Genomic DNA, 21,300 nt, shown 5'->3' with positions numbered 1-21,300 from the left:
TGTGGAGTCCATCTGATCACGCGCTATGCTTACTCCTCTACGACCAATGGCCGCAGTCGCCGCACCCGGTGATACGCGTTAATATTTGTAATTATTTTGTCCATAGGGATTGGTAACTTGGCTGGATACCTCCATCCTGTCGCGCACAATCCACGAGGTGATTGATGCGCGCCAACTCGTCTGAACCACAAGATTCCGTCACAGCAACCCAACCGATCGCCCCCACCCGTTTGCGCTGGCTCGATCTGTTGAGCAAATACCGACAGCCGATCGGCCTGGCAGTGACGTTGCTGCTGTTCGCCATCGCCCTGATCGCCTGCCGACATCTGTTGCTGGAACTGGATCTCTACGCTCTCCACGACTCGATCCTGGAAGTGCCCAAGCCAGCCTTGCTGGGAGCCTTCGCTGCGGCCGTCGCCGGCTTTGTGATCCTGCTGGGCTATGAGTTTTCCGGCGCCCGCTACGCAGGGGTAAACCTGCCCGCCAAGACCTTGGCCCTCGGCGGCTTTACCGCCTTCGCCATCGGCAATGCCATTGGCCTGTCGATGCTCTCGGGCGGATCGGTGCGCTACCGTCTCTATGCACGCCATGGCATCGGGGCCTCGGAAGTAGCCCGCATGACGGTGTTTGCCAGCCTGGCCTTGGGCACTGCCCTGCCGCCGCTGGCCGCGATCGCGACATTGAGCAACCTGCCGGCCGCCTCCAGCTATCTGCATCTGCCGCAAATACTGCTCGGCGGTATTGCCGGCGCGGTGCTGATACTGTCGGCCGCGCTGTGCATCGGTATCTATCGCCGTCGTTTGCCGGAACAGCCCTATCCGGACAACCTGCTGGTCAAGGTCGGCCGCCGCACCCTGCGCCTGCCGGGTCGTCGCCTGACCTTCCTGCAACTGGTCATTACCGCACTGGATGTTGCCGCCGCCGCCGCCGTCCTTTATATGCTGCTGCCGGAAGCGCCGCCCTTCGGCCCGTTCCTGCTGGTCTACCTGCTGGCCCTGGCCGCAGGTGTGCTCAGCCACGTACCGGGCGGTGTGGGAGTGTTCGAGGCGATCCTGCTCGCAGCCTTCGCCGACAAGCTCGGCGCCGCGCCACTGGCGGCGGCGTTGCTGCTGTATCGCATGATCTACGTGGTGCTGCCACTGCTGATCGCTTGCGTTTTCCTGCTGGTCAATGAGGCCCAGCGCCTGTTCCAGACCCAGCAGAGCCTGCGAGTGGCCTCGGGCCTGGCGGCCCCGGTGCTGGCCGTACTGGTTTTTTTGTCCGGCGTGGTCCTGCTGTTTTCCGGCGCCACGCCGGAGATCGATTCACGCCTGGAAAACATCGGCTTCCTGATTCCCCACCGCCTGATTGACGCCTCCCACTTCGGTGCCAGCCTGATCGGCGTGCTGTGCCTGCTGCTCGCCCAGGGCCTGCGTCGACGCCTGTCGGCCGCCTGGATGCTGACCATGGTGTTGCTGTTGGTGGGCGCCCTGCTTTCGCTGCTTAAAGGCTTCGACTGGGAAGAAGCCAGTCTGATGACCATGACCGCGGTGCTGCTGGCGATCTTCCGACGTTCGTTCTACCGCGCCAGTCGCCTGACCGAACTGCCGTTTTCGCCGCTGTACCTGGTGGCCAGCGTATGCGTGCTGGGCGCCTCGATCTGGCTGCTGTTGTTTGCCTACCAGGACGTCCCCTACAGCCACCAACTCTGGTGGCAGTTCACGCTCGACGCCAACGCCCCGCGTGGCCTGCGCTCCTTGCTCGGCGCCGCCGTGCTGTTGGTGATCGTGTCGCTGACCTGGCTGCTGCGTACTGCGCGCCCCGTGATCCATCTGCCCACGCCGGAAGAACTGGAGCGCGCCACCAGGATCCTGATGGCCTCGTCCCAGCCCGACGGTGGCCTGGCGTTGACGGGAGACAAAGCCCTGCTCTTCCATCCCAATGACGAAGCGTTCCTGATGTACGCCCGCCGTGGGCGCAGCCTGGTGGCGCTGTACGACCCGATCGGGCCGACCCAACAACGCGCCGAGATGATCTGGCAGTTCCGCGACCTGTGCGACATCCACCATGCGCGCCCGGTGTTCTACCAGGTGCGGGCGGAGAATCTGCCGTACTACATGGACATCGGCCTGACCGCGATCAAGCTGGGCGAGGAAGCCCGCGTGGACCTCAAGCGCTTTGACCTGGAAGCCAAGGGCAAAGAGATGAAGGATTTGCGCTACACCTGGAACCGTGGCACCCGGGATGGCCTGTCCCTGGAGATCTGCGAGCCGGGCACGGCGCCGATGGATGAATTAAAAGTTATCTCGGACGCCTGGCTTACCGGTAAGAATGTGCGCGAAAAAGGCTTTTCCCTGGGGCGCTTCAGTGATGACTACCTCAAGCACTTTCGCATCGCGATCATTCGCTTCGAAGGGCGCCCGGTGGCCTTCGCCAACCTGCTCGAAACCTACAACCATGACCTGGCCAGTCTGGACCTGATGCGTGCGCACCCGGACGCGCCCAAGCTGACCATGGAGTTCATGATGGTCGGCCTGATTCAACACTATAAGAACCATGGCTACGCCCGCTTCAGCCTCGGCATGGTGCCGTTGTCGGGCCTGCAGCCACGACGCGGCGCCCCATTGACCCAACGCCTGGGCTCGATGGTGTTCCGTCGCGGCGAGCAACTGTATAACTTTCAAGGTTTGCGCCGCTTCAAAGACAAATTCCAGCCTGACTGGGAACCTCGCTATATGGCCGTGCCCGCAGGACTCGATCCGCTGGTGGCACTGGCCGATACCGCCGCCCTCATCGCGGGCGGCTTGACTGGATTGGTGAAACGCTGATGATTCGACGCTCCTGGCGGTATGTATTGGCCTTAGTAGTGCTGCTCGCCCTGATCCTGGGTGGCGGCTTTTGGTACTGGAACCGCCCTGCCCCGCAGCCCACTCTGGAGCAATTGCCCCAGGCCGATGGCGCGGCGCTGACCCGTGTGACCCCGGCCGGCGCCGCCAAAGCCCGCGTGATCGTGGCCGTGCTGGCCGACGACGTGCTGGCCGACAGCCAACTGCTGGCCCTGAGCCAGGGCGGCAAGGCGCAGATCGTGCAAGTGGTGCTGCCCAAGGATGACTGCAAACTGCAGGAACAAGCCCTGCAAGAGGCCCTGGCGCAGCTCAAGGGCCCGGCCACCCTGGTCAGCGGCATCGGCCCTGGCGCAGCACTGGCCTGGCGCTGGCTGGCCACACAGAACGACGACAAGGCCAACGCCATCTCGGTCGGCTTTGCGCTTGTGCAGGAAGGGTGCAAGGATCCGTTGCCGAAAACCGCCGCCCACGGCAACTGGCTGGTGGCATGGAATGACAACCCTGACGATGAAAGCGCCAGCTTCGTACGTGATACGCCGCGCGCCACCACCAGCATCAGCGACTACGACATTCATTACCCGCAAGTGCTGAACAACGAACTGCGCAAGCAATTGGTCGGTTCGGACAACGGCGGGCTGGCGATTCCGGTGGTCGAAGTGCCGGCCGGCCAGGCCAAGGACACGGTAACGCTGTTCCTCTCCGGTGATGGCGGCTGGCGCGACCTGGACCGCGACGTAGCCAGTGAGATGGCCAAGATCGGCTACCCGGTGGTCGGCATCGACACACTGCGCTACTACTGGCAGCACAAGACGCCGGAACAAAGCGCCAAAGACCTCACCGAATTGATGCAGCACTACCGGCAAAAGTGGGGCACCAAGCGCTTCGTGCTGACCGGCTACTCCTTCGGCGCCGACGTCCTGCCGGCCATTTACAATCGCCTGCCGGAGAACGAGCAACAGCGGGTCGATGCAATCATCCTGCTGGCCTTCGCCCGTACCGGTAGCTTTGAAATCGAAGTGGAAGGCTGGCTGGGTAACGCCGGTAAAGAAGCCGCCACCGGACCCGAAATGGCCAAGCTGCCGGCAGACAAGGTGGTGTGCATCTACGGTGCCGAAGAAGTCGACGAGAGCGGCTGCACCGACAAGACCGCCGTGGGTGAAGCCTTGAAGCTGCCGGGCGGGCATCACTTCGACGAAAATTATCCGGCGCTGGCCAAACGGTTGGTGGATATCATCGTCAAGCACCAGGCCAAAACCGAATAAAATCGGCCTTACAGGAATCAAAATGTGGGAGGAGGCTTGCCCCCTCCCACCTTTGTTTGGTCAGCGCGGCTCGATATGCGCGATCATCAGTTGCACGGTTTCATTGCCACGGAACTCGTTCACATCCAGCTTGTAGGCCAGTTCAACCCAACGCACCGTCGGGTTCGGCCAGACCTCCCGATCCACCCCGAACGCGATGCCATCGAGCTTCACCGAACCGCACTCACTCTTGAGCACCACTTTCAGGTGGCGCTCCCCCACCACACGTTGCTCCACCAACTGGAACACGCCGTGAAATAACGGCTCGGGAAAGTGCTGCCCCCATGGGCCGGCATGTCGCAGAGCGCGGGCCAGTTCCAGGTGGAATTCCTCCACCGCCAGAGTGCCGTCGGACAGCAGGCGGCCCGTGAGGTCTTCTTCGCGCAATTGGCGACGCACTTCGGCATCGAAGGCTTGCGCGAACAGTGGGAAGTTTTCCTCAGGCAATGTCAGCCCCGCCGCCATCGCGTGCCCGCCGTATTTCGCGATCAGCGTGGGATGCTGGCTGGCAACCACGGCCAGGGCGTCGCGGATGTGAAAACCCGGCACAGAGCGCCCTGAGCCTTTGAGCAGGCCGTCCCCGGCGTCGGCAAAGGCGATGGTCGGCCGGAAGTAGCGCTCTTTCATGCGCGACGCCAGGATACCGATTACTCCTTGGTGCCACTGCGGGTCGAACAGGCACAGGCCATAGGGCATGGAGTCCACCGGCAAGTCCTTGAGCTGGGCCAGGGCTTCGCGCTGCATGCCTTGCTCGATGGATTTGCGGTCCTGGTTCATGCCGTCCAGTTGTGCGGCCATCTCGCGCGCTGCGGCAACATCTCGGGTGAGCAGGCATTCGATGCCCAGGCTCATATCATCCAGGCGCCCGGCGGCATTGAGCCGTGGCCCGAGAATAAAGCCGAGGTCGGTGGAGGTAATTCGCGCCGCATCGCGCTTGGCCACCTCCAGGATCGCCTTGATCCCCGGCCGCGCCCGTCCGGCGCGGATGCGCTCCAGCCCTTGATGCACCAGGATGCGGTTGTTGGCGTCCAGGGGCACCACGTCCGCGACGCTGCCCAGGGCAACCAGATCGAGCAGATCACCAATATTGGGCTGCGGTGTGTTCGCGTATCGGCCCAACTCGCGCAGGCGCGCGCGCAGGGCCATCAATACGTAGAAGATCACGCCGACACCGGCCAAGGCTTTACTGGGGAAGGTGCACCCCGGCTGGTTCGGGTTGACGATAGCATCCGCCGCCGGCAACTCTTCCCCCGGCAAGTGGTGATCGGTCACCAATACCTTCAGCCCGGCCGCCTTGGCCGCGGCCACGCCTTCGACGCTGGAGATACCGTTGTCCACGGTGATCAGCAATTGCGGCTCGCGCTGCAGGGCCACGGCGACGATTTCCGGCGTCAGGCCGTAGCCGTATTCGAAGCGATTGGGCACCAGGTAGTCGACATGGGCAGCGCCCAGCAGCCGCAGGCCCAGGGTGCCGACGGCGCTGGCCGTGGCGCCATCGGCGTCGAAGTCGCCCACGATCAGGATGCGCTGGCGCTGCTCCAGCGCCGTCACCAGCAGATCCACCGCCGCGTCGATGCCCTTGAGCTGCTGATAGGGAATCAACCGCGCCAAACTCTTGTCCAGCTCGGCCTCGGACTGCACCCCGCGCGCGGCGTAGAGGCGGGTCAACAGCGGGGGCAGTTCACCGAGAAACGGCAGGACGGCGGGCAATGGGCGGGGATCGATACGCATGGGGTGACGGGCGCTTCTCTTCTAATACAACGGTTAAACAGCAAGGCTGAAATCAACTGAACTCAATCGCGTTCGCCGACCAGCCATTGCAGTTGCACTTCATGCTGGCCGCGGTCGTCGGTGACGAAGATCGTACCTTCGCTGATCATCACGTCCCACTTGATCACGCGGGGCATGTCCTTGGCCAGGGTCTCGAGGACCTCCTGCGGTACGGCTGCGATGTGCACATTCTTCAGGTTGTTGGCCACCGGCACCACCTTGCCTTCCCACACGCGCAGGCTACCGTACGCCAGCAGGCTGGTGCGCTCGGTGCGACGCGAGCACCAGGTCAGGCGGTCGGCATCGGGCTGGCCGACTTCGATCCAGTGCAATACACGGTCATCCAGGCTTTTCTCCCACAAGGCCGGTTCGTCTACATCTGACAGGCCACGGCCAAACGACAACTGCTCGTTGTACCAAAGCGCGTAGGCCAGGAGCCGCACGGTCATGCGTTCTTCAGTCTCCGACGGATGGCGAGCGATGGTCTGTTTGACACTCTCGTACACCGAGCGATCGAGGTCGGTGAGGTTAAGTTCGAATTTGTAGGTCGTGGACGGCTGGGCCATGAACGGGCTTCTAGAGACAAGGAAAGGCGGCCAGTCTAACCGATGGCGACGCCAATCCACGAATACTGCGCTGCATCCGCCTTATCCCTGGGCCCTCGCCTATGTTAAAAGGCATCACACACCTGTTCTGCGCAGCCAAGGATCCCCATGTCGTTTAATGCCAAACCGCTTGCCGGCCTGAAAGTCATCGAACTCGGCACCCTGATCGCGGGCCCGTTCGCCTCACGTATCTGCGCGGAATTCGGCGCCGAGGTGATCAAGGTCGAATCCCCGGACGGCGGCGATCCGCTGCGCAAATGGCGCAAGCTGTATGAAGGCACATCGCTTTGGTGGTTCGTGCAGGCGCGCAATAAGAAATCCCTGACGTTGAACCTCAAACACCCGGATGGCCTGGCCATTCTCAAGCAACTGCTGGCGGATGCCGACATTCTGATCGAAAACTTCCGTCCCGGCGTGTTGGAAAAACTGGGCCTGAGCTGGGAGACCTTGCACGCGCTCAACCCGAAACTGGTGATGGTGCGGCTGTCGGGTTTTGGCCAGACCGGGCCGATGAAGGACCAGCCAGGGTTCGGCGCGGTGGGCGAATCCATGGGCGGGCTGCGTTATATCACGGGCTTCGAAGACCGCCCGCCGGTACGCACCGGGATTTCCATCGGCGACTCTATCGCGGCGTTGTGGGCGGTAATCGGCGCGCTGATGGCGCTGCGGCATCGCGAGGTCAACGGCGGCCAGGGCCAGATGGTCGATGTGGCGCTGTATGAAGCCATTTTCGCCATGATGGAAAGCATGATTCCCGAGTTCGACGTGTTCGGCTTCATCCGCGAACGCACCGGCAACATCATGCCCGGCATCACGCCCTCCTCGATCCACACCAGCGCGGACGGCAAGCATGTACAGATCGGCGCCAATGGCGACGCAATCTTCAAGCGTTTCATGGCGACCATCGGTCGTGACGACCTGGCCAACGATCCCCAACTGGCCAGCAACGACGGTCGCGACAGTCGCCGCGATGAGCTATACGGCGTGATCGACCGCTGGGTCAACGCCCTGCCGCTGGATCAGGTCATAGCGCAACTGAACCAGGCCGAGGTGCCTGCCAGTCGCATCTACAGCGCCGAGGACATGCTGGGAGACCCGCAGTTTCTGGCCCGGGAAATGTTCCTCAAGGCACAACTGCCCGGCGGCAAGGATTTCAAAATGCCTGGCATAGTGCCCAAGCTGTCGGACACGCCCGGCAGCTGCGAGTGGGTCGGCCCGCAGCTGGGCGAGCACAACGGCGCAGTGCTGGGCGAGCTGGGGTACGACACGGCGGCGATTGCGCGCCTGCGTGAGGAAGGCGCGATCTGATACGCCATCGGCACAGGCGAAGGCTTGCTCGGTTCGGCCTGGGCGCACAGAAGGCTGGCGGGTGCGTAGCGTCGCCCCCGCCCTGACAAATCGCAGGCAAAAAGAAACCCCGAAGAGTGGGGAGACACTTCGGGGTTAAACGTGGCCTACAACAAGACCAGTACAACAAGCCACAAACACCGGAGCACAATGTTTGCTCTTGCTGTTACGAAATCTGACCGGGCACGCTGTAGGAAGTTTCCATAAATAAACAATTCTTCATGCGCGCACGGCGCCGCGAGTCTGGGCGGCATTGCGCAGCGCTGCGATCACCGACGGTTCCAGCCGCCCTTCGGCGATTTTGATATCGCGCAACAGGCAATCCACCACATCCACCAGCCCGCGCTTGTCCATCAACTGTGCGCGATCGAATTCACGCTCGACCACGATCGCGTCAGCAGGATTCCTGACAGTCACCAAGCACTCATCCTGCATACCTGCGGTGGTCAACGTCACCTGATAAGGGCTCAGTGCTTCTTCGAGCAATAGGCTGATAATTTCCATCTCGATCACCACTCAATAGTTCGCAAACATTCTTGTAAACGGGAGCTGCATCTTTCCTTAGTGACTGGTTGCGACGTAGGAAAGTTCGCTTTTTTGTTTATGCGGGGTCGCCGGGGGATGACGTCTCCAGCATGCGCTTGCAACATGACAGGCAAAAAACGGCGGCACATAAATGCTTACGCAATGGGCTGCTGTTTTGGGGTTTGCCGGGCCAAGGCTGAGGCTGAATCCTATACTCGATAAGCGCTGGCCGCGCTGCGATGCGGACACAAGCGCATGTCAAAAGGCCCATATTGCGAAGGATAAATAGCGATGGCGGAACACAATGAACCGCAGACGTCGACAGACAGAATGCACGCAGAGGTGTCTCGTATTTTTGCCGAGGTGTCACGGATGAATGCCGAGATATCACGCATGAATGCAGAGCAAAACAAACTTCACGCAGAATCGTTGAAGATAACCTGTGAGACGTTCTGGTACCCGGTGGCTATCGCGACAGGCTTCTATGCCGCTGTGGGCACAGTCATCGTGGTCGCGCAGAAACTACTCTCGTAACGCGAGACCGGGCCTGCCACAAACTAAAACGCCGCTGACCCAAGGAAGGGAAAGCGGCGTTTTTGCATTCGCGATGGGCCTTACAAAGGCTTACCCCGATTGCCATGCTGGCTCACAAACGCCTGCACAACCTTCAGGTCATTGGCCAACACCGTGCAGCGCTCTTCGCGCTCGAACAGGTTTGTGAGATGCGCCGGCAGTTCAAGAGCCTTGCCGACCCCGGCCTGCTCCACCGCTTCCGGAAATTTGACCGGGTGGGCGGTGCCGAGGATCACCATCGGGATATCCAGGCTGCGACGGCATTCGCGGGCGGCCTTTACACCGATGGCGGTGTGCGGGTCGAGCAACTCGCCGGTGTGGGCGTAGACTTCGGCGATGGTTTCGCAGGTCTGCGCGTCGTCCACGGCCAGGGAATCGAAGAGCTTGCGGGTTTCGGTCCAACGCTCTTCATCAACGCTGAAACCACCGCCACTCTTGAATGTGTCCATCAAGCCGGCAATGGCCGCACCGTTGCGACCATGCATGTCGAACAGCAGACGCTCGAAGTTCGACGACACCATGATGTCCATGGACGGCGACAATGTGGCATGCAGGGTTTCCTTGACATACTGGTTGCCGCTCATGAAGCGGTGCAGGATGTCGTTGCGGTTGGTGGCGACGATCAACTGGTTGATCGGCAGGCCCATGTTACGCGCCAGGTAGCCGGCGAAGATGTCGCCGAAGTTGCCGGTCGGCACCGAGAACGACACCGAACGCGCCGGGCCACCCAGCTGCAGGGCGGCGTGGAAGTAGTAGACGATCTGGGCCATGATCCGCGCCCAGTTGATCGAGTTCACCGCCACCAGACGCGTGCCCTTGAGGAAGCTCTGGTCGGCGAAGCTGTTCTTGACCATTTCCTGGCAGTCATCGAAGTTGCCTTCGATGGCGATGTTGTGGATATTTTCGCCGAAGATAGTCGTCATCTGGCGACGCTGCACTTCCGACACGCGCTGGTGTGGATGCAGGATGAAGATGTCGACGTTTTCGCAGTGCTTGCAGCCTTCGATCGCCGCCGAGCCGGTATCACCGGACGTGGCGCCGATGATCACCACACGCTCGCCACGCTTGGCCAGCACGTAGTCCAACAGGCGACCCAGCAATTGCAGAGCAAAGTCCTTGAATGCCAGGGTCGGGCCGTGGAACAGCTCCAGCACCCATTCGTTGCCGTTCAACTGACGCAACGGTGCGATGGCGCTGTGGGAAAACACGCCGTAGGTCTCTTCCAGAATCTTCTTGAAGTCCGCATCCGGAATGCTGCCGGTGACGAACGGGCGCATCACCCGAAACGCCAGCTCGTGGTACGGCAGGCCGGCCCACGAAGCAATGTCTTCCTGGGTAAAGCGCGGCAGGTTTTCCGGCACGTACAGGCCGCCGTCGGTGGCGAGCCCCGCCAGCAGGACGTCTTCGAAATTCAGGGCCGGTGCCTGGCCGCGGGTGCTGATGTAGCGCATAGGGGCAAACCTTCGGTTTGGGCTTCAAGCTTCAAGTGACAAGCTTCAAGTTAGAGCAGATCTGCTTCTACTTGAAGCTTGCAGCTTGGCGCTTGCAGCTGAATTAATTCAAATGTTCGACGCGAATCCGGACTACCGGCCCAACTACGCCCTGGAGAGCTTCAAGAGCCTGGATGGCATCGTTGATGTGTTGTTCCAGCACACGGTGGGTCAGCAGGATCATTGGCACCTGGCCATTTTGCTCCTCGACTTCCTTCTGCATGATCGATTCGATGTTGATGCCGCGCTCCGACAGAATGCTGGCCACCTGAGCCAATACGCCAGGGTGATCCTGAGCCTGGATGCGCAGGTAGTAGGCACTTTCGCAGGCTTCGATCGGCAGGATCGGATGGGCCGAGAGGGAGTCCGGCTGGAAGGCCAGGTGCGGTACGCGGTTTTCCGGGTCGCTGGTCATGGCGCGCACCACGTCCACCAAGTCGGCGATCACCGACGACGCAGTCGGCTCCATGCCGGCGCCGGCGCCGTAGAACAGGGTCGAGCCGGCGGCGTCGCCGTTGACCATCACAGCGTTCATCACGCCATTGACGTTGGCGATCAGACGGTCGGCCGGGATCAGCGTCGGGTGCACACGCAACTCGATACCCGCCGGCGTGCTGCGAGCCACGCCCAGGTGCTTGATGCGATAGCCCAGGGCTTCGGCGTAATTCACGTCGGCGGTGGTCAGCTTGGTGATGCCTTCGGTGTAGGCCTTGTCGAATTGCAGCGGGATACCAAAGGCGATGGACGCCAGGATGGTCAGCTTGTGCGCCGCGTCGATGCCTTCCACGTCAAACGTCGGGTCGGCTTCGGCGTAGCCCAGAGCCTGGGCCTCGGCCAGCACGTCTTCGAAGGTGCGGCCCTTCTCGCGCATTTCGGTGAGGATAAAGTTACCGGTGCCGTTGATGATACCGGCCACCCAGTTGATACGGTTGGCGGACAGGCCTTCACGGATCGCCTTGATCACCGGGATACCGCCGGCTACCGCGGCTTCGAACGCCACGATCACGCCCTTCTCGCGGGCTTTGGCAAAGATCTCGTTGCCATGCACGGCAATCAGCGCCTTGTTGGCGGTGACCACATGCTTGCCGTTCTCGATGGCCTTGAGCACCAGTTCGCGGGCCACGGTGTAGCCACCCACCAGTTCGATGACGATATCGATCTCGGGGTTGGTGGCCACGGCGAAGACATCGTGGGTAATCGCAATACCGGTCGTTTGGAACTGAGGCTTTGGCGAACGCGTGGCAATTTGTGCCACTTCAATTCCACGCCCTGCACGGCGCGAAATTTCTTCAGCGTTACGCTGAAGAACGTTGAAGGTACCGCCACCGACGGTCCCTAACCCACAGATGCCTACTTTGACCGGTTTCACTGAAGAACTCCCCATGAAACGGCCGACGCTAGGTCGGCCGTGGAAAACAGCCGCACAACCGCGGCTTTCAATTAATGGCCCGCCGGCTTATCCGCGGGCCATGATCGTCAAAGGTTCGACGATGCTGGTTTATTTGGCACTCAGCGCCAGTTTGGCAACTTGTGGCGCCGGCTGGTAGCCCGGAATCACTTGGCCGTCTGCCAATACGATGGCCGGCGTACCGTTCACACCGATGGACTGGCCGAGGGCGAACTGTTTGGAAACTGGATTGGCGCATTTAGCGGCCTTGATTTCCTTGCCGTCGACCATCTTGTCCATGGCGGCCTTCTTGTCGGCCGAACACCATACAGCCTGCAACTGCTCGTCACCCGGAGAACCCAGGCCCTGGCGCGGGAACGCTACATAGCGCACTTCCACGCCCAGCTTGTTCAGCGCAGGCACTTCGGCGTGCAGCTTGTGGCAATACGGGCAGGTGGTGTCGGTGAACACGGTGATGTGGGTCTTGGTTTCGCCAACCGCCGGGTACACCACGGTTTCAGCCACAGGAATGCCATTGATCAGCTTGGACACACCCAGGCGCTCGGCCTTCTCGGTCAGATTGACCGGCTTGCCGTCCTTGAGCTGGAACAGGTAGCCCTGGACGATGTACTGACCGTCGGCACTGGCATACAGCACGCGGCTGCCCTTGAGCTTGACCTCATACAGGCCGGCCATGGGGCTGGCGCTGATGCTTTCGATCGGGGTGTCGAGCTGCAGGTTGGCCAGGCTCTTGCGAATGGTCTGTTCGGCCGCGTCATCCGCGACGACAAAGGTGGAAACCAACGCAATCGCTGCGGCGGCAATAATCTGGGTCAAGCGCATGGAAACTCCTGAAGGCAGACGCAGGGACGGGAAGGAGCGCCGGTCTGGAAACACGGGCCTGTGCCGTCCCCTTTGCTAACCGGCAAAGCCTACCACAGTTGGGCCGCAGGGCAGCGCGTGGCGGGACAAATTGGCGGTTTTCACCCACGCGGATGGTGCTTGGCGTGCAGATCCTGCAACCGTGCGCGCGCCACATGGGTATAGATCTGGGTTGTGGATAAGTCGCTGTGTCCGAGCAGCATCTGCACCACGCGCAAATCCGCGCCATGATTGAGCAAATGGGTGGCGAAAGCATGACGCAACGTGTGCGGCGACAGGGTCTTGCCGATCCCGGCGACCTTGGCCTGATGCTTGATGCGATGCCAGAAGGTCTGGCGCGTCATCTGCTCGCCGCGCTGGCTGGGGAACAGCACATCGCTGGGGCGCCCACCGAGCAATTCGCTGCGACCATCGCGCATATAGCGCTCAACCCACACAATCGCCTCCTCGCCCATCGGCACCAGCCGCTCCTTGCTGCCCTTGCCCATTACCCGCAGTACGCCCTGGCGCAGGTTGACCTGCTCCAGGGTCAGGCTGATCAGTTCGGTCACCCGCAGGCCGCAGGCGTACAGCACTTCCAGCATGGCGCGATCGCGCTGGCCGATGGCTTCGCTGAGGTCGGGGGCATTGAGCAAAGCGTCGACGTCGGCTTCCGACAGGGATTTAGGCAGCGGCCGGCCCAACTGTGGCATCTCGATTTGCAGCGTCGGGTCGAGGCTGATGAGTTTTTCGCGTAGCAGATAGCGATAAAAGCCACGCACACCCGAGAGGAATCGGGCAGTGGAACGGGGTTTGTAGTTTTGCTCCAGGCGCCAGGCCAGATGATCGAGGATCAGCTCACGACCCGCATTAATCAGTTCGAGGTTTTTATCCTGCAACCAGCCGTTGAACAGGGCCAGGTCGCTGCGATAGGCCTGGCGCGTGTTATCCGACAAGCCTTTCTCCAGCCAAAGGGCGTCGAGGAAGCGGTCGATCAAAGGGTGGTCAATGGCAGGCATGGGAGCTCGAACAGGTAAATAGCGGAAGGGTAGATCCTAGCGCGGACCTTAAATCGCGGGCACAAAAAAGCAGCCCGTAGGCTGCTTTTTTCTGCATCGGAAGCTGGGCTTAAGCCAGTTTTTCCTTGATGCGAGCTGCTTTACCGGACAGGTCACGCAGGTAGTACAGCTTGGCTTTACGTACGTCACCGCGACGCTTAACGGCCATGCTGTCGATCTGCGGGCTGTAGGTCTGGAAAGTACGCTCTACGCCAACACCGTTGGAGATTTTACGAACAGTGAAAGCACTGTTCACACCACGGTTACGCTTGGCGATTACCACGCCTTCGAACGCTTGCAGACGCGAACGGTCGCCTTCCTTCACTTTCACCTGAACGACAATGGTGTCGCCCGGGGCAAAGGTAGGGATCTCTTTGGTCATCTGCTCTGCTTCGAGTGCAAGGATGATTTTGTTAGTCATGCTGTGCTCCTAAGGTAAGTCATTGGACCTACCATCGATACGTTGTTAACTATCGTCCCGCGCGAGGATGTATTCCTCGAGCAGCTTCTTCTCTTCTCCAGAAAGCGAGCGGCTTTCCAGAAGATCGGCGCGTCGTTCATAGGTCCGACCAAGGGACTGCTGTAAACGCCAACGCCGGATGTGTGCGTGATTGCCACTTAGCAATACGTCGGGAACACGCTGATCCGCATACACCTCCGGACGGGTGTAGTGCGGGCAATCCAGCAAACCATCCGTGAAGGAATCTTCCTCCGCAGAGTCCGCATGCCCTAAAGCTCCAGGCAGCAGTCGTGTAACCGCATCTATCAGGACCATCGCCGGCAGCTCGCCGCCAGACAGGACATAGTCCCCAATCGACCACTCTTCATCGACATGAGCTTCAATAAAACGCTCGTCAATGCCTTCATAGCGACCGGCAATCAGGATCAGTGCGTCCTCATTCGCCAGTTCGCGTACCGCCGCCTGTTTCAGCTGACGGCCTTGAGGGGACAGGTAAATCACCTTCGCCTTCTCCCCGGCGGCTGCCTTGGCCTGAACCAACGCATCTTCCAGGGGCTTGATCTTCATCACCATGCCCGGGCCACCGCCAAATGGGCGATCGTCCACAGTGTGATGTCGATCCGTCGTGTAGTCTCGCGGGTTCCAACAGGTGAGCTGCAGCAGCCCCTGTTTCACCGCCCGACTGGTGATGCCGTACTCGCTGATGGCAGAAAACATCTCGGGAAACAAACTGATCACTTCAATGCGCAAATTAGCCACGCTTAGAAGTCCGCGTCCCATTCCACCTTCATCTCGCCCGCTGCCAGGTCGACGGCCAACACGCATTGCTCGGTATAGGGCAACAGGCGTTCGCGATCATCCAGGCTGCCAGCGCAAGGCTTGACCACCATTACATCATTGGCGCCGGTTTCCAGAAGATGATCGATTTTCCCGAGCAGTTGCCCCAGTTGATCAATAACCTTCAGACCTTCCAGCTGGTACCAGTAGTACTCGCCGTCGGTCAATTCAGGGAACAGGTTGCGCGGCACGCAGATCTCATAACCGGCCAGAAGACGAGCTTCTTCACGATCATCAAGACCCTTGAGCTTTGCGACCAGGAACTTATCGCTCCCGCGTCCACTGACCAGCTCGACCTGTTTCACGCTGCCTTCGCGCTTGAGCGTCCAGGTTTTGTACTGCAACAGGTTTTCAGTCGGATCAGTAAAGGAATACACCTTCACTTCGCCGCGAACGCCATGAACAGAGTAGATCTTGCCGATAACGATCAAATCATCAGCAACCGCTGGCGTCGCGTTCATATTGCTCAGGCTGCGGCCTTAGCCGAGTCCTTCAACAACTTGGCAACACGCTCAGAAGGCTGTGCACCAACGCTCAGCCAGTAGGCTACGCGCTCTTGGTTCACGGACAGGCGGACTTCTTGACCACGAGCGATCGGGTTGAAGAAGCCAACTTGTTCCTTGTGAGAGCCGTCACGTGGGTTGCGGCTGTCAGTTACGGTCAAGTGGTAAAACGGGCGCTTTTTGGAGCCGCCAAGGGCAAGACGGATTGTTAGCATGTGAACATCGTTCCTGTAGTCGGTGCTGCAAATCTAAATGCACAGCGGGCATAGGTGCCCGAAAGGCCGCATATTCTAAGGAATATCCCGACTTTTGCAAATGTCTTTTTCCGGCGCCTATGGCCGTGACACTCAGATCTGCTGGAGAGCCGTCGCTTAAAACGGCAGGTCAGCGCCCGCCAACGGCGGGTTTGCTGGAGATCCCACATCCCTGTGGGTCGGAGCAAGAGCAAGCCCTTGCTCGAATTCTTTACATCTTGGGCATGCCGCCGCCGGGCAACATACCGCCCATGCCGCGCATCATCTTGGCCATTCCACCCTTGGCGGAGAATTTCTTCATCATTTTCTGCATCTGCTTGTGTTGCTTGATCAAGCGGCCGATGTCCTGCACCTGGGTGCCGGAACCCATGGCGATCCGACGTTTGCGCGAACCGCTGATCAGCTCAGGGTCACGGCGCTCGGCCGGGGTCATGGAATTGATGATGGCTTCCATCTGCTTGAATTGCTTTTCGGCCGCGCCCTGGGCGTTGCCCATTTGGGCCAGGTTCACACCGCCGATGTTCGGCAGCTTGTCCATCAGGCCGCCGAGGCCGCCCATGTTCTTCATTTGCTGCAGCTGGTCGCGGAAGTCTTCGAGATCGAAGCCCTTGCCCTTCTTCAGCTTCTTGGCGAGCTTGTCGGCCTTGTCCTTGTCGAGAGTGGCTTCGGCCTGCTCGATCAAGCTGAGTACGTCGCCCATGCCGAGGATGCGCGAGGCGATACGCTCAGGGTGGAACGGTTCGAGCGCTTCGCTCTTTTCGCCCATACCGATGAACTTGATCGGCTTGCCGGTGATGGCGCGCACGGACAGCGCGGCACCGCCACGGGCGTCACCGTCGACCTTGGTCAGGATCACACCGGTCAGCGGCAGCGCGTCGCCGAAGGCCTTGGCGGTGTTGGCCGCATCCTGGCCGGTCATGGCATCGACCACGAACAGGGTCTCAACCGGATTGATCGCGGCATGCAGCGCCTTGATCTCGCCCATCATCTCTTCATCGATGTGCAGGCGACCGGCGGTATCGACGATGACCACGTCGATGAATTTCAGGCGTGCTTCTTTAATAGCCGCGTTGGCGATGTCGACCGGCTTCTGGCTCAGGTCCGACGGAAAAAAGGTCACCCCCACTTCGCCGGCAAGCATTTCCAACTGCTTGATGGCCGCCGGACGGTAGACGTCGGCCGACACGACCATTACCGATTTCTTCTTGCGCTCTTTGAGGAAGCGCGCCAGCTTGCCGGCGGTGGTGGTCTTGCCCGCACCCTGCAGACCGGCCATCAGCACGACGGCCGGTGGCACGGCGCTGAGGTTCAGGTCTTCGTTTGCCGCGCCCATCAGGCTTTCGAGTTCGGCCTGGACGATCTTCACGAATGCCTGGCCCGGCGTCAGGCTGCGGGACACTTCAGTGCCGACCGCTCGCTCCTTGACCGAGTTGACGAAGTCCTTGACCACAGGCAAAGCAACGTCGGCTTCCAGCAGCGCCATGCGCACTTCGCGCAGGGTGTCTTTAATATTGTCCTCGGTCAGCTTGGCCTTGCCGGTAACGTGGCGCAGCGTCTGCGAGAGACGGTCAGTCAAGTTTTCAAACATGCGCGATCCTTTCAGGCCCTATTCAACGAAGTGCGTTGTAGACCGAGGTAATGGCGGCCCAGGCTGTGGTAAATCGCTGTTAAAAACAGCGCTCGGCGAGCCTGCGGCGTGGGCAGGTCGCGGATTATAGCGAAGACTGCGTCCATGCACACCCGCTGTCTGGCCCGGGAGTCTTTCGTGGAGCGCAGGTGTGTGCCAAACTCAGCGCCTTTCGGGCTTGCCTATCAGGATTTATGCTCCCTTTGCCACCCAGTTTGCTACCCAGTCTCGCCGCCGCCCTGCTGTACGCCGCTGCGACCCTCTACCAGGGCACTCGCCTGGCTCAATGCGCCAAGGCCAACAAGCGCCTGCTGGTCGGCCTGGGCGTCCTCGCCCTGCTGGCACACGCCGCGAGCCTGTTCACCCACCTGATGACGCCGGTCGGCCTGGCCCTGGATTTTTTCAGCGCCGCCAGCCTGATCGCCGCCGCGGTGATTGCCCTGACGCTGCTCGCCTGCTCCCGCATCCCGGTGGAAAACCTGCTGGTCCTGTTATTCCCGCTGGGCATGCTCACCGTACTGCTGGCACAGTTCGCCCCTACCGGCACCGTGCAGGTCATCGACGAAGAGCCGGGCATGCTCGCCCACATCCTGCTGTCGATCCTCGCGTACGGCATGTTTACCATCGCGGTATTCCAGTCCCTGCTCCTGCTGCTGCAGGACCACCAGCTCAAGCACAAACACCCGCTGGGCCTGATCAAGAACTTCCCGCCGCTGCAGACCATGGAGAGCCTGCTGTTCGGCTTCCTGTGGGCCGGCTGGACCCTGCTGTCGCTGTCGTTGATATCCGGCTGGGTATTCGTCGAGAACCTGTTCGCCCAGCATCTGGTGCACAAAACCCTGCTGGCATGCTTGGCGTGGGTGGTGTTCAGCGTACTGCTGTGGGGCCGTAACCGCCTCGGCTGGCGCGGACACAAGGCGATCCGCTGGACCCTGGCCGGCTTCTGCCTGCTGATGCTGGCCTATTTCGGCAGCAAGCTGGTTCGCGAATACATCCTGCATATCTGACGGGCAGCGATCATGGACAATTTGCCCCTGGGGCCGATGCTCGCGGTAATCGCCCTGCTGGTGTTATGGGCCGGGCTGTTTACCGCCATTGAAGCCGCCCAGCAGCACTTGCTGGCGCTGCGCCCCGGCACGCGCCAGGGCGACAAGGCCGCTGCCCGACTGAATTTCCCGCGCAACAGTCTGATCCTCTGCAATACGCTGAGCCGTGGCGTGGTGGTGATCCTGTGCACCTTGCCGGCGATCCATGCCTGGGCGGAAAACGGCCCCTGGCTGGGCTGGCTGGTGTCCTGCGCGACCCTGCTGGTGCTGGCCGACTACCTGCCCCGCGCCCTGGCCACCCGCTATCCCCAGGCTGTACTCGGCTTTGGCAATACGCTGTTGGGCGTGCCCCTGAAAATCGTTTATCCGTTGGCCTGGCTGCTCAATGGCATCAGCCTGCTGCTGCTGCGCCCTTTCGCGCGCAAGACCGGCACGGTGAAAAACAGCGATGAGCCGTTGCCCGATCACGACGACGAACCCGCGCCTGAGGCGGACGAAGGCCGCTCCCACGGCATGCCCGGCATACACGCGCTGGACAACATCACGGTCAATGACATCCTCGTGCCGCGCAGCGAGGTCGACGGCATTAACCTGGATGACACCGTCGAAGAGATCATCGAACAACTGCGTACATCCAAGCGCACGCGCCTGCCGGTGTTCCACAGCGATATCAACCAAGTGCAGGCTGTATTGAACACGCGCCAGATCCAGCACCTGCTGCCCGACGCCAGCCTGACCAAGGAAGCCTTGCTCGCGGCCTGCCACGAACCCTACTTCGTGCCGGAAAGCACGCCGCTGCAATTGCAGCTGCTGAACTTCCACAAGCAACAGCGCCGCCTGGGCATGGTGGTGGACGAATACGGTGAAGTGCTGGGGATTGTCACGCTGGAAGATATTCTCGAAGAAATCGTCGGCGAATTCGAAAGCGAGCAAGGCATGGACAACCCGCACATCCAGGCCCAGCCGGACGGTCGCTATATCATCGACGGCGCCGCTTCTATTCGTGAACTGAACAAGAGCCTGAGCTGGCACTTGCCCAGCGACGGCCCCAAGACCCTCAACGGTCTGGTGACCGAGGCGCTGGAAACCATTCCTGACTGCGCGGTATGCCTGAAAATCGGCCGCTATCGTCTGGAAATCCTCGAGACCGAGGATAACCGGGTGGCCAAGGTGCTGATCTGGCATACCAGCCGGGTACCGGTCGCCGCGTAAGCACCTGACAGCAAACAGCTGCGATGTGGGAGGACCTTGCCACCTCCCACATTTAGATTTGCGGTGTGTCGGCTCTTGTTGTAATTCCAGACCCCTTCCTATAATCCCTGCGGTTTATCCAAGCTTCGCCCGACCGCGTGCAACCCTGATCCATGGGTGTTCGACCAATAATAATCCGCGTCCAAAACGCGCAACGACCGTCAGGGATACCACCATGAGCACCACCTATAACGAGGCCGCAACCGCCGCCCCGAGCAACTCGACCGCGCGGGTTGCGACCGCGAGCATCGTCGGCACCGCCATCGAGTTCTACGATTTCTATATCTACGCCACCGCCGCGGCATTGGTGATCGGCCCGGTGTTCTTCCCGCAGAGCTCCGGCACCGCGCAGATGCTGGCGTCGTTCCTGACCTTCGGTATCGCCTTTATCGCCCGCCCGCTGGGCTCTGCGCTGTTTGGCCATTTCGGCGACCGCATCGGCCGCAAGTCGACACTGGTGGCGTCGTTGTTGCTGATGGGCGTCTGTACCACGCTGATTGGTTTGCTGCCCGGCTACGACAGCATTGGCGCCTGGGCGCCGATCCTGTTGTGTGTGCTGCGTTTCGGCCAGGGCCTGGGCCTTGGCGGGGAATGGGGTGGCGCGGCGCTGCTGGCGACCGAGAATGCGCCCAAGGGCAAACGGGCCTGGTTCGGCATGTTCCCGCAACTGGGGCCTTCGATCGGTTTTCTGGCGGCCAATGGCTTGTTCCTGATCCTGGCCATGAGCCTGAACGACGAACAGTTCCGCAGTTGGGGCTGGCGCATTCCGTTCATCCTCAGCGCCGCGCTGGTGATGATCGGCCTGTATGCGCGTCTGAAGCTGCATGAAACCCCGGTGTTCGCCAAGGCGGTGGCCAAGGAAGCACCGGTGAAGGTGCCGCTGGTAGAACTGTTCAGCCAGCATTGGCTGCCGGTGTTGCTGGGCGCCGCGTCGATGGTGGTGTGTTATGCACTGTTCTATATTACCACGGCGTTTTCCCTGAGCTACGGCGTTTCAACCTTGGGCTACAGCCGCGAAACCTTCCTTGGCCTGCTGTGCTTTGCGGTGCTGTTCATGGGATTGGCCACGCCCATCGCCGCATTGGCCAGCGACCGTTACGGGCGTAAACCCGTGCTGATCGTCGGTGCGATCCTGGCGATTCTGTCCGGTTTCACCATGGAGCCGCTGCTGACCCATGGTTCCACCTGGGCCGTGGCGCTGTTCCTGGCGCTGGAACTGTTCCTGATGGGCGTGACCTTCGCCCCGATGGGTGCGCTGTTGCCGGAGCTGTTCCCGACCCGCGTGCGTTATACCGGAGCTTCGGCGGCGTATAACCTGGGCGGCATCGTTGGCGCATCGGCCGCGCCATTCTTCGCGACCAAGCTGGTGGCGATGGGCGGTCTGAGTTATGTGGGTGGGTATGTGTCGGCGGCAGCGTTGCTCAGCTTGATCGCCGTGCTGTGCCTGAAGGAGACGCGGGATAACGATTTGAACAGGGTTGCCTGAAACCTGATCGCTCCCGCGCTCCGCGTGGGAATGCAGCCCAGGACGCTCCGCGTCCCAGCGTGACGCAGAGCGTCACAAGAGGCATTCCCACGCA

Annotated in this window: 19 protein-coding genes; 7 read left to right on the top strand and 12 right to left on the bottom strand. The window is 61.0% G+C overall.

Translation table 11 applies throughout. The features are described from left to right. Positions 1 to 164 precede the first annotated feature (164 nt). Positions 165 to 2,807, top strand: a complete 2,643-nt coding sequence (mprF, locus tag OSC50_RS04045) for a bifunctional lysylphosphatidylglycerol flippase/synthetase MprF (RefSeq protein WP_181078929.1) — start codon at positions 165 to 167, stop codon at positions 2,805 to 2,807. Then, positions 2,807 to 4,087, top strand: a complete 1,281-nt coding sequence (locus OSC50_RS04040; protein ID WP_181078927.1) for a virulence factor family protein — start codon at positions 2,807 to 2,809, stop codon at positions 4,085 to 4,087. Before mprF ends, OSC50_RS04040 begins: the two co-directional genes overlap by 1 nt. A 60-nt stretch (positions 4,088 to 4,147) precedes the next feature. On the opposite strand, the gene recJ is transcribed toward OSC50_RS04040, so the two are convergent. Both recJ and OSC50_RS04030 read right to left on the bottom strand, forming a co-directional pair. Then, on the bottom strand, positions 4,148 to 5,857 hold the full coding sequence (gene recJ, locus OSC50_RS04035; RefSeq protein WP_253509218.1) for a single-stranded-DNA-specific exonuclease RecJ: 1,710 nt from the start codon (positions 5,855 to 5,857) through the stop codon (positions 4,148 to 4,150). A 62-nt stretch (positions 5,858 to 5,919) separates the two neighbouring features. Beyond that, positions 5,920 to 6,462: a YaeQ family protein gene (locus OSC50_RS04030; protein WP_253509220.1), complete on the bottom strand. Its 543-nt coding sequence runs from the start codon at positions 6,460 to 6,462 to the stop codon at positions 5,920 to 5,922. A gap of 147 nt (positions 6,463 to 6,609) precedes the next feature. Here OSC50_RS04030 and OSC50_RS04025 point away from each other — a divergent pair, with 147 nt between their 5' ends. Continuing rightward, positions 6,610 to 7,809, top strand: a complete 1,200-nt coding sequence (locus OSC50_RS04025; RefSeq protein WP_253509222.1) for a CaiB/BaiF CoA transferase family protein — start codon at positions 6,610 to 6,612, stop codon at positions 7,807 to 7,809. Between the two features lie 258 nt (positions 7,810 to 8,067). Here OSC50_RS04025 and OSC50_RS04020 read toward each other — a convergent pair whose 3' ends face one another. Continuing rightward, entirely contained in the window at positions 8,068 to 8,352 is a 285-nt protein-coding gene (locus OSC50_RS04020) for a DUF3509 domain-containing protein (protein WP_181078919.1), read from the bottom strand. Positions 8,353 to 8,664: 312 nt separating this feature from the next. On the opposite strand from OSC50_RS04020, the gene OSC50_RS04015 reads away from it, so the two are divergent. Continuing rightward, entirely contained in the window at positions 8,665 to 8,907 is a 243-nt protein-coding gene (locus tag OSC50_RS04015; protein ID WP_266246608.1) for a hypothetical protein, read from the top strand. An 80-nt stretch (positions 8,908 to 8,987) separates the two neighbouring features. On the opposite strand, the gene thrC is transcribed toward OSC50_RS04015, so the two are convergent. The 9 genes from thrC to ffh all read right to left on the bottom strand — a co-directional run bounded on the left by thrC (position 8,988) and on the right by ffh (position 17,384). Beyond that, positions 8,988 to 10,397 (bottom strand): threonine synthase, encoded by a 1,410-nt coding sequence (gene thrC, locus OSC50_RS04010; protein ID WP_181078917.1) that lies wholly within the window; start codon positions 10,395 to 10,397, stop codon positions 8,988 to 8,990. 103 nt (positions 10,398 to 10,500) lie between these two features. Next, complete coding sequence (locus OSC50_RS04005) at positions 10,501 to 11,805, bottom strand: homoserine dehydrogenase (RefSeq protein WP_181078915.1); 1,305 nt, start codon at positions 11,803 to 11,805, stop codon at positions 10,501 to 10,503. Positions 11,806 to 11,934: 129 nt separating this feature from the next. Then, complete coding sequence (locus tag OSC50_RS04000; RefSeq protein ID WP_181078913.1) at positions 11,935 to 12,666, bottom strand: thioredoxin fold domain-containing protein; 732 nt, start codon at positions 12,664 to 12,666, stop codon at positions 11,935 to 11,937. Positions 12,667 to 12,806: 140 nt separating this feature from the next. Continuing rightward, the gene (xerD, locus tag OSC50_RS03995; RefSeq protein WP_181078911.1) at positions 12,807 to 13,703 is read right to left on the bottom strand and encodes a site-specific tyrosine recombinase XerD; all 897 of its coding nucleotides are present in this window, start codon (positions 13,701 to 13,703) and stop codon (positions 12,807 to 12,809) included. Positions 13,704 to 13,812: 109 nt separating this feature from the next. Further along, positions 13,813 to 14,163 (bottom strand): 50S ribosomal protein L19, encoded by a 351-nt coding sequence (rplS, locus tag OSC50_RS03990; protein ID WP_003175895.1) that lies wholly within the window; start codon positions 14,161 to 14,163, stop codon positions 13,813 to 13,815. Positions 14,164 to 14,208: 45 nt separating this feature from the next. After that, a complete protein-coding gene (gene trmD / locus OSC50_RS03985; protein WP_253509226.1) occupies positions 14,209 to 14,982 on the bottom strand; it encodes a tRNA (guanosine(37)-N1)-methyltransferase TrmD in 774 nt (257 codons plus the stop codon). Further along, complete coding sequence (gene rimM, locus OSC50_RS03980; protein ID WP_003175898.1) at positions 14,964 to 15,500, bottom strand: ribosome maturation factor RimM; 537 nt, start codon at positions 15,498 to 15,500, stop codon at positions 14,964 to 14,966. Before rimM ends, trmD begins: the two co-directional genes overlap by 19 nt. A gap of 5 nt (positions 15,501 to 15,505) precedes the next feature. Continuing rightward, entirely contained in the window at positions 15,506 to 15,757 is a 252-nt protein-coding gene (rpsP, locus tag OSC50_RS03975; RefSeq protein ID WP_003238923.1) for a 30S ribosomal protein S16, read from the bottom strand. 250 nt (positions 15,758 to 16,007) lie between these two features. After that, complete coding sequence (gene ffh, locus OSC50_RS03970; RefSeq protein ID WP_003175900.1) at positions 16,008 to 17,384, bottom strand: signal recognition particle protein; 1,377 nt, start codon at positions 17,382 to 17,384, stop codon at positions 16,008 to 16,010. 233 nt (positions 17,385 to 17,617) lie between these two features. Here ffh and OSC50_RS03965 point away from each other — a divergent pair, with 233 nt between their 5' ends. The 3 genes from OSC50_RS03965 (at position 17,618) to OSC50_RS03955 (ending at position 21,206) form a co-directional block, all read left to right on the top strand. Further along, positions 17,618 to 18,430, top strand: a complete 813-nt coding sequence (locus tag OSC50_RS03965; protein ID WP_266246612.1) for a cytochrome C assembly family protein — start codon at positions 17,618 to 17,620, stop codon at positions 18,428 to 18,430. Between the two features lie 12 nt (positions 18,431 to 18,442). Beyond that, positions 18,443 to 19,681, top strand: a complete 1,239-nt coding sequence (locus tag OSC50_RS03960) for a transporter associated domain-containing protein (protein WP_266246613.1) — start codon at positions 18,443 to 18,445, stop codon at positions 19,679 to 19,681. Between the two features lie 214 nt (positions 19,682 to 19,895). Next, positions 19,896 to 21,206: an MFS transporter gene (locus tag OSC50_RS03955; RefSeq protein ID WP_181078903.1), complete on the top strand. Its 1,311-nt coding sequence runs from the start codon at positions 19,896 to 19,898 to the stop codon at positions 21,204 to 21,206. Positions 21,207 to 21,300 lie beyond the last annotated feature (94 nt).

This window comes from Pseudomonas quebecensis (assembly GCF_026410085.1).
GTDB classification, from domain to species: domain Bacteria; phylum Pseudomonadota; class Gammaproteobacteria; order Pseudomonadales; family Pseudomonadaceae; genus Aquipseudomonas; species Aquipseudomonas quebecensis.
Note: the sequence above shows the minus strand (reverse complement) of the source record. Positions and strands in the feature narration are given on the sequence as shown.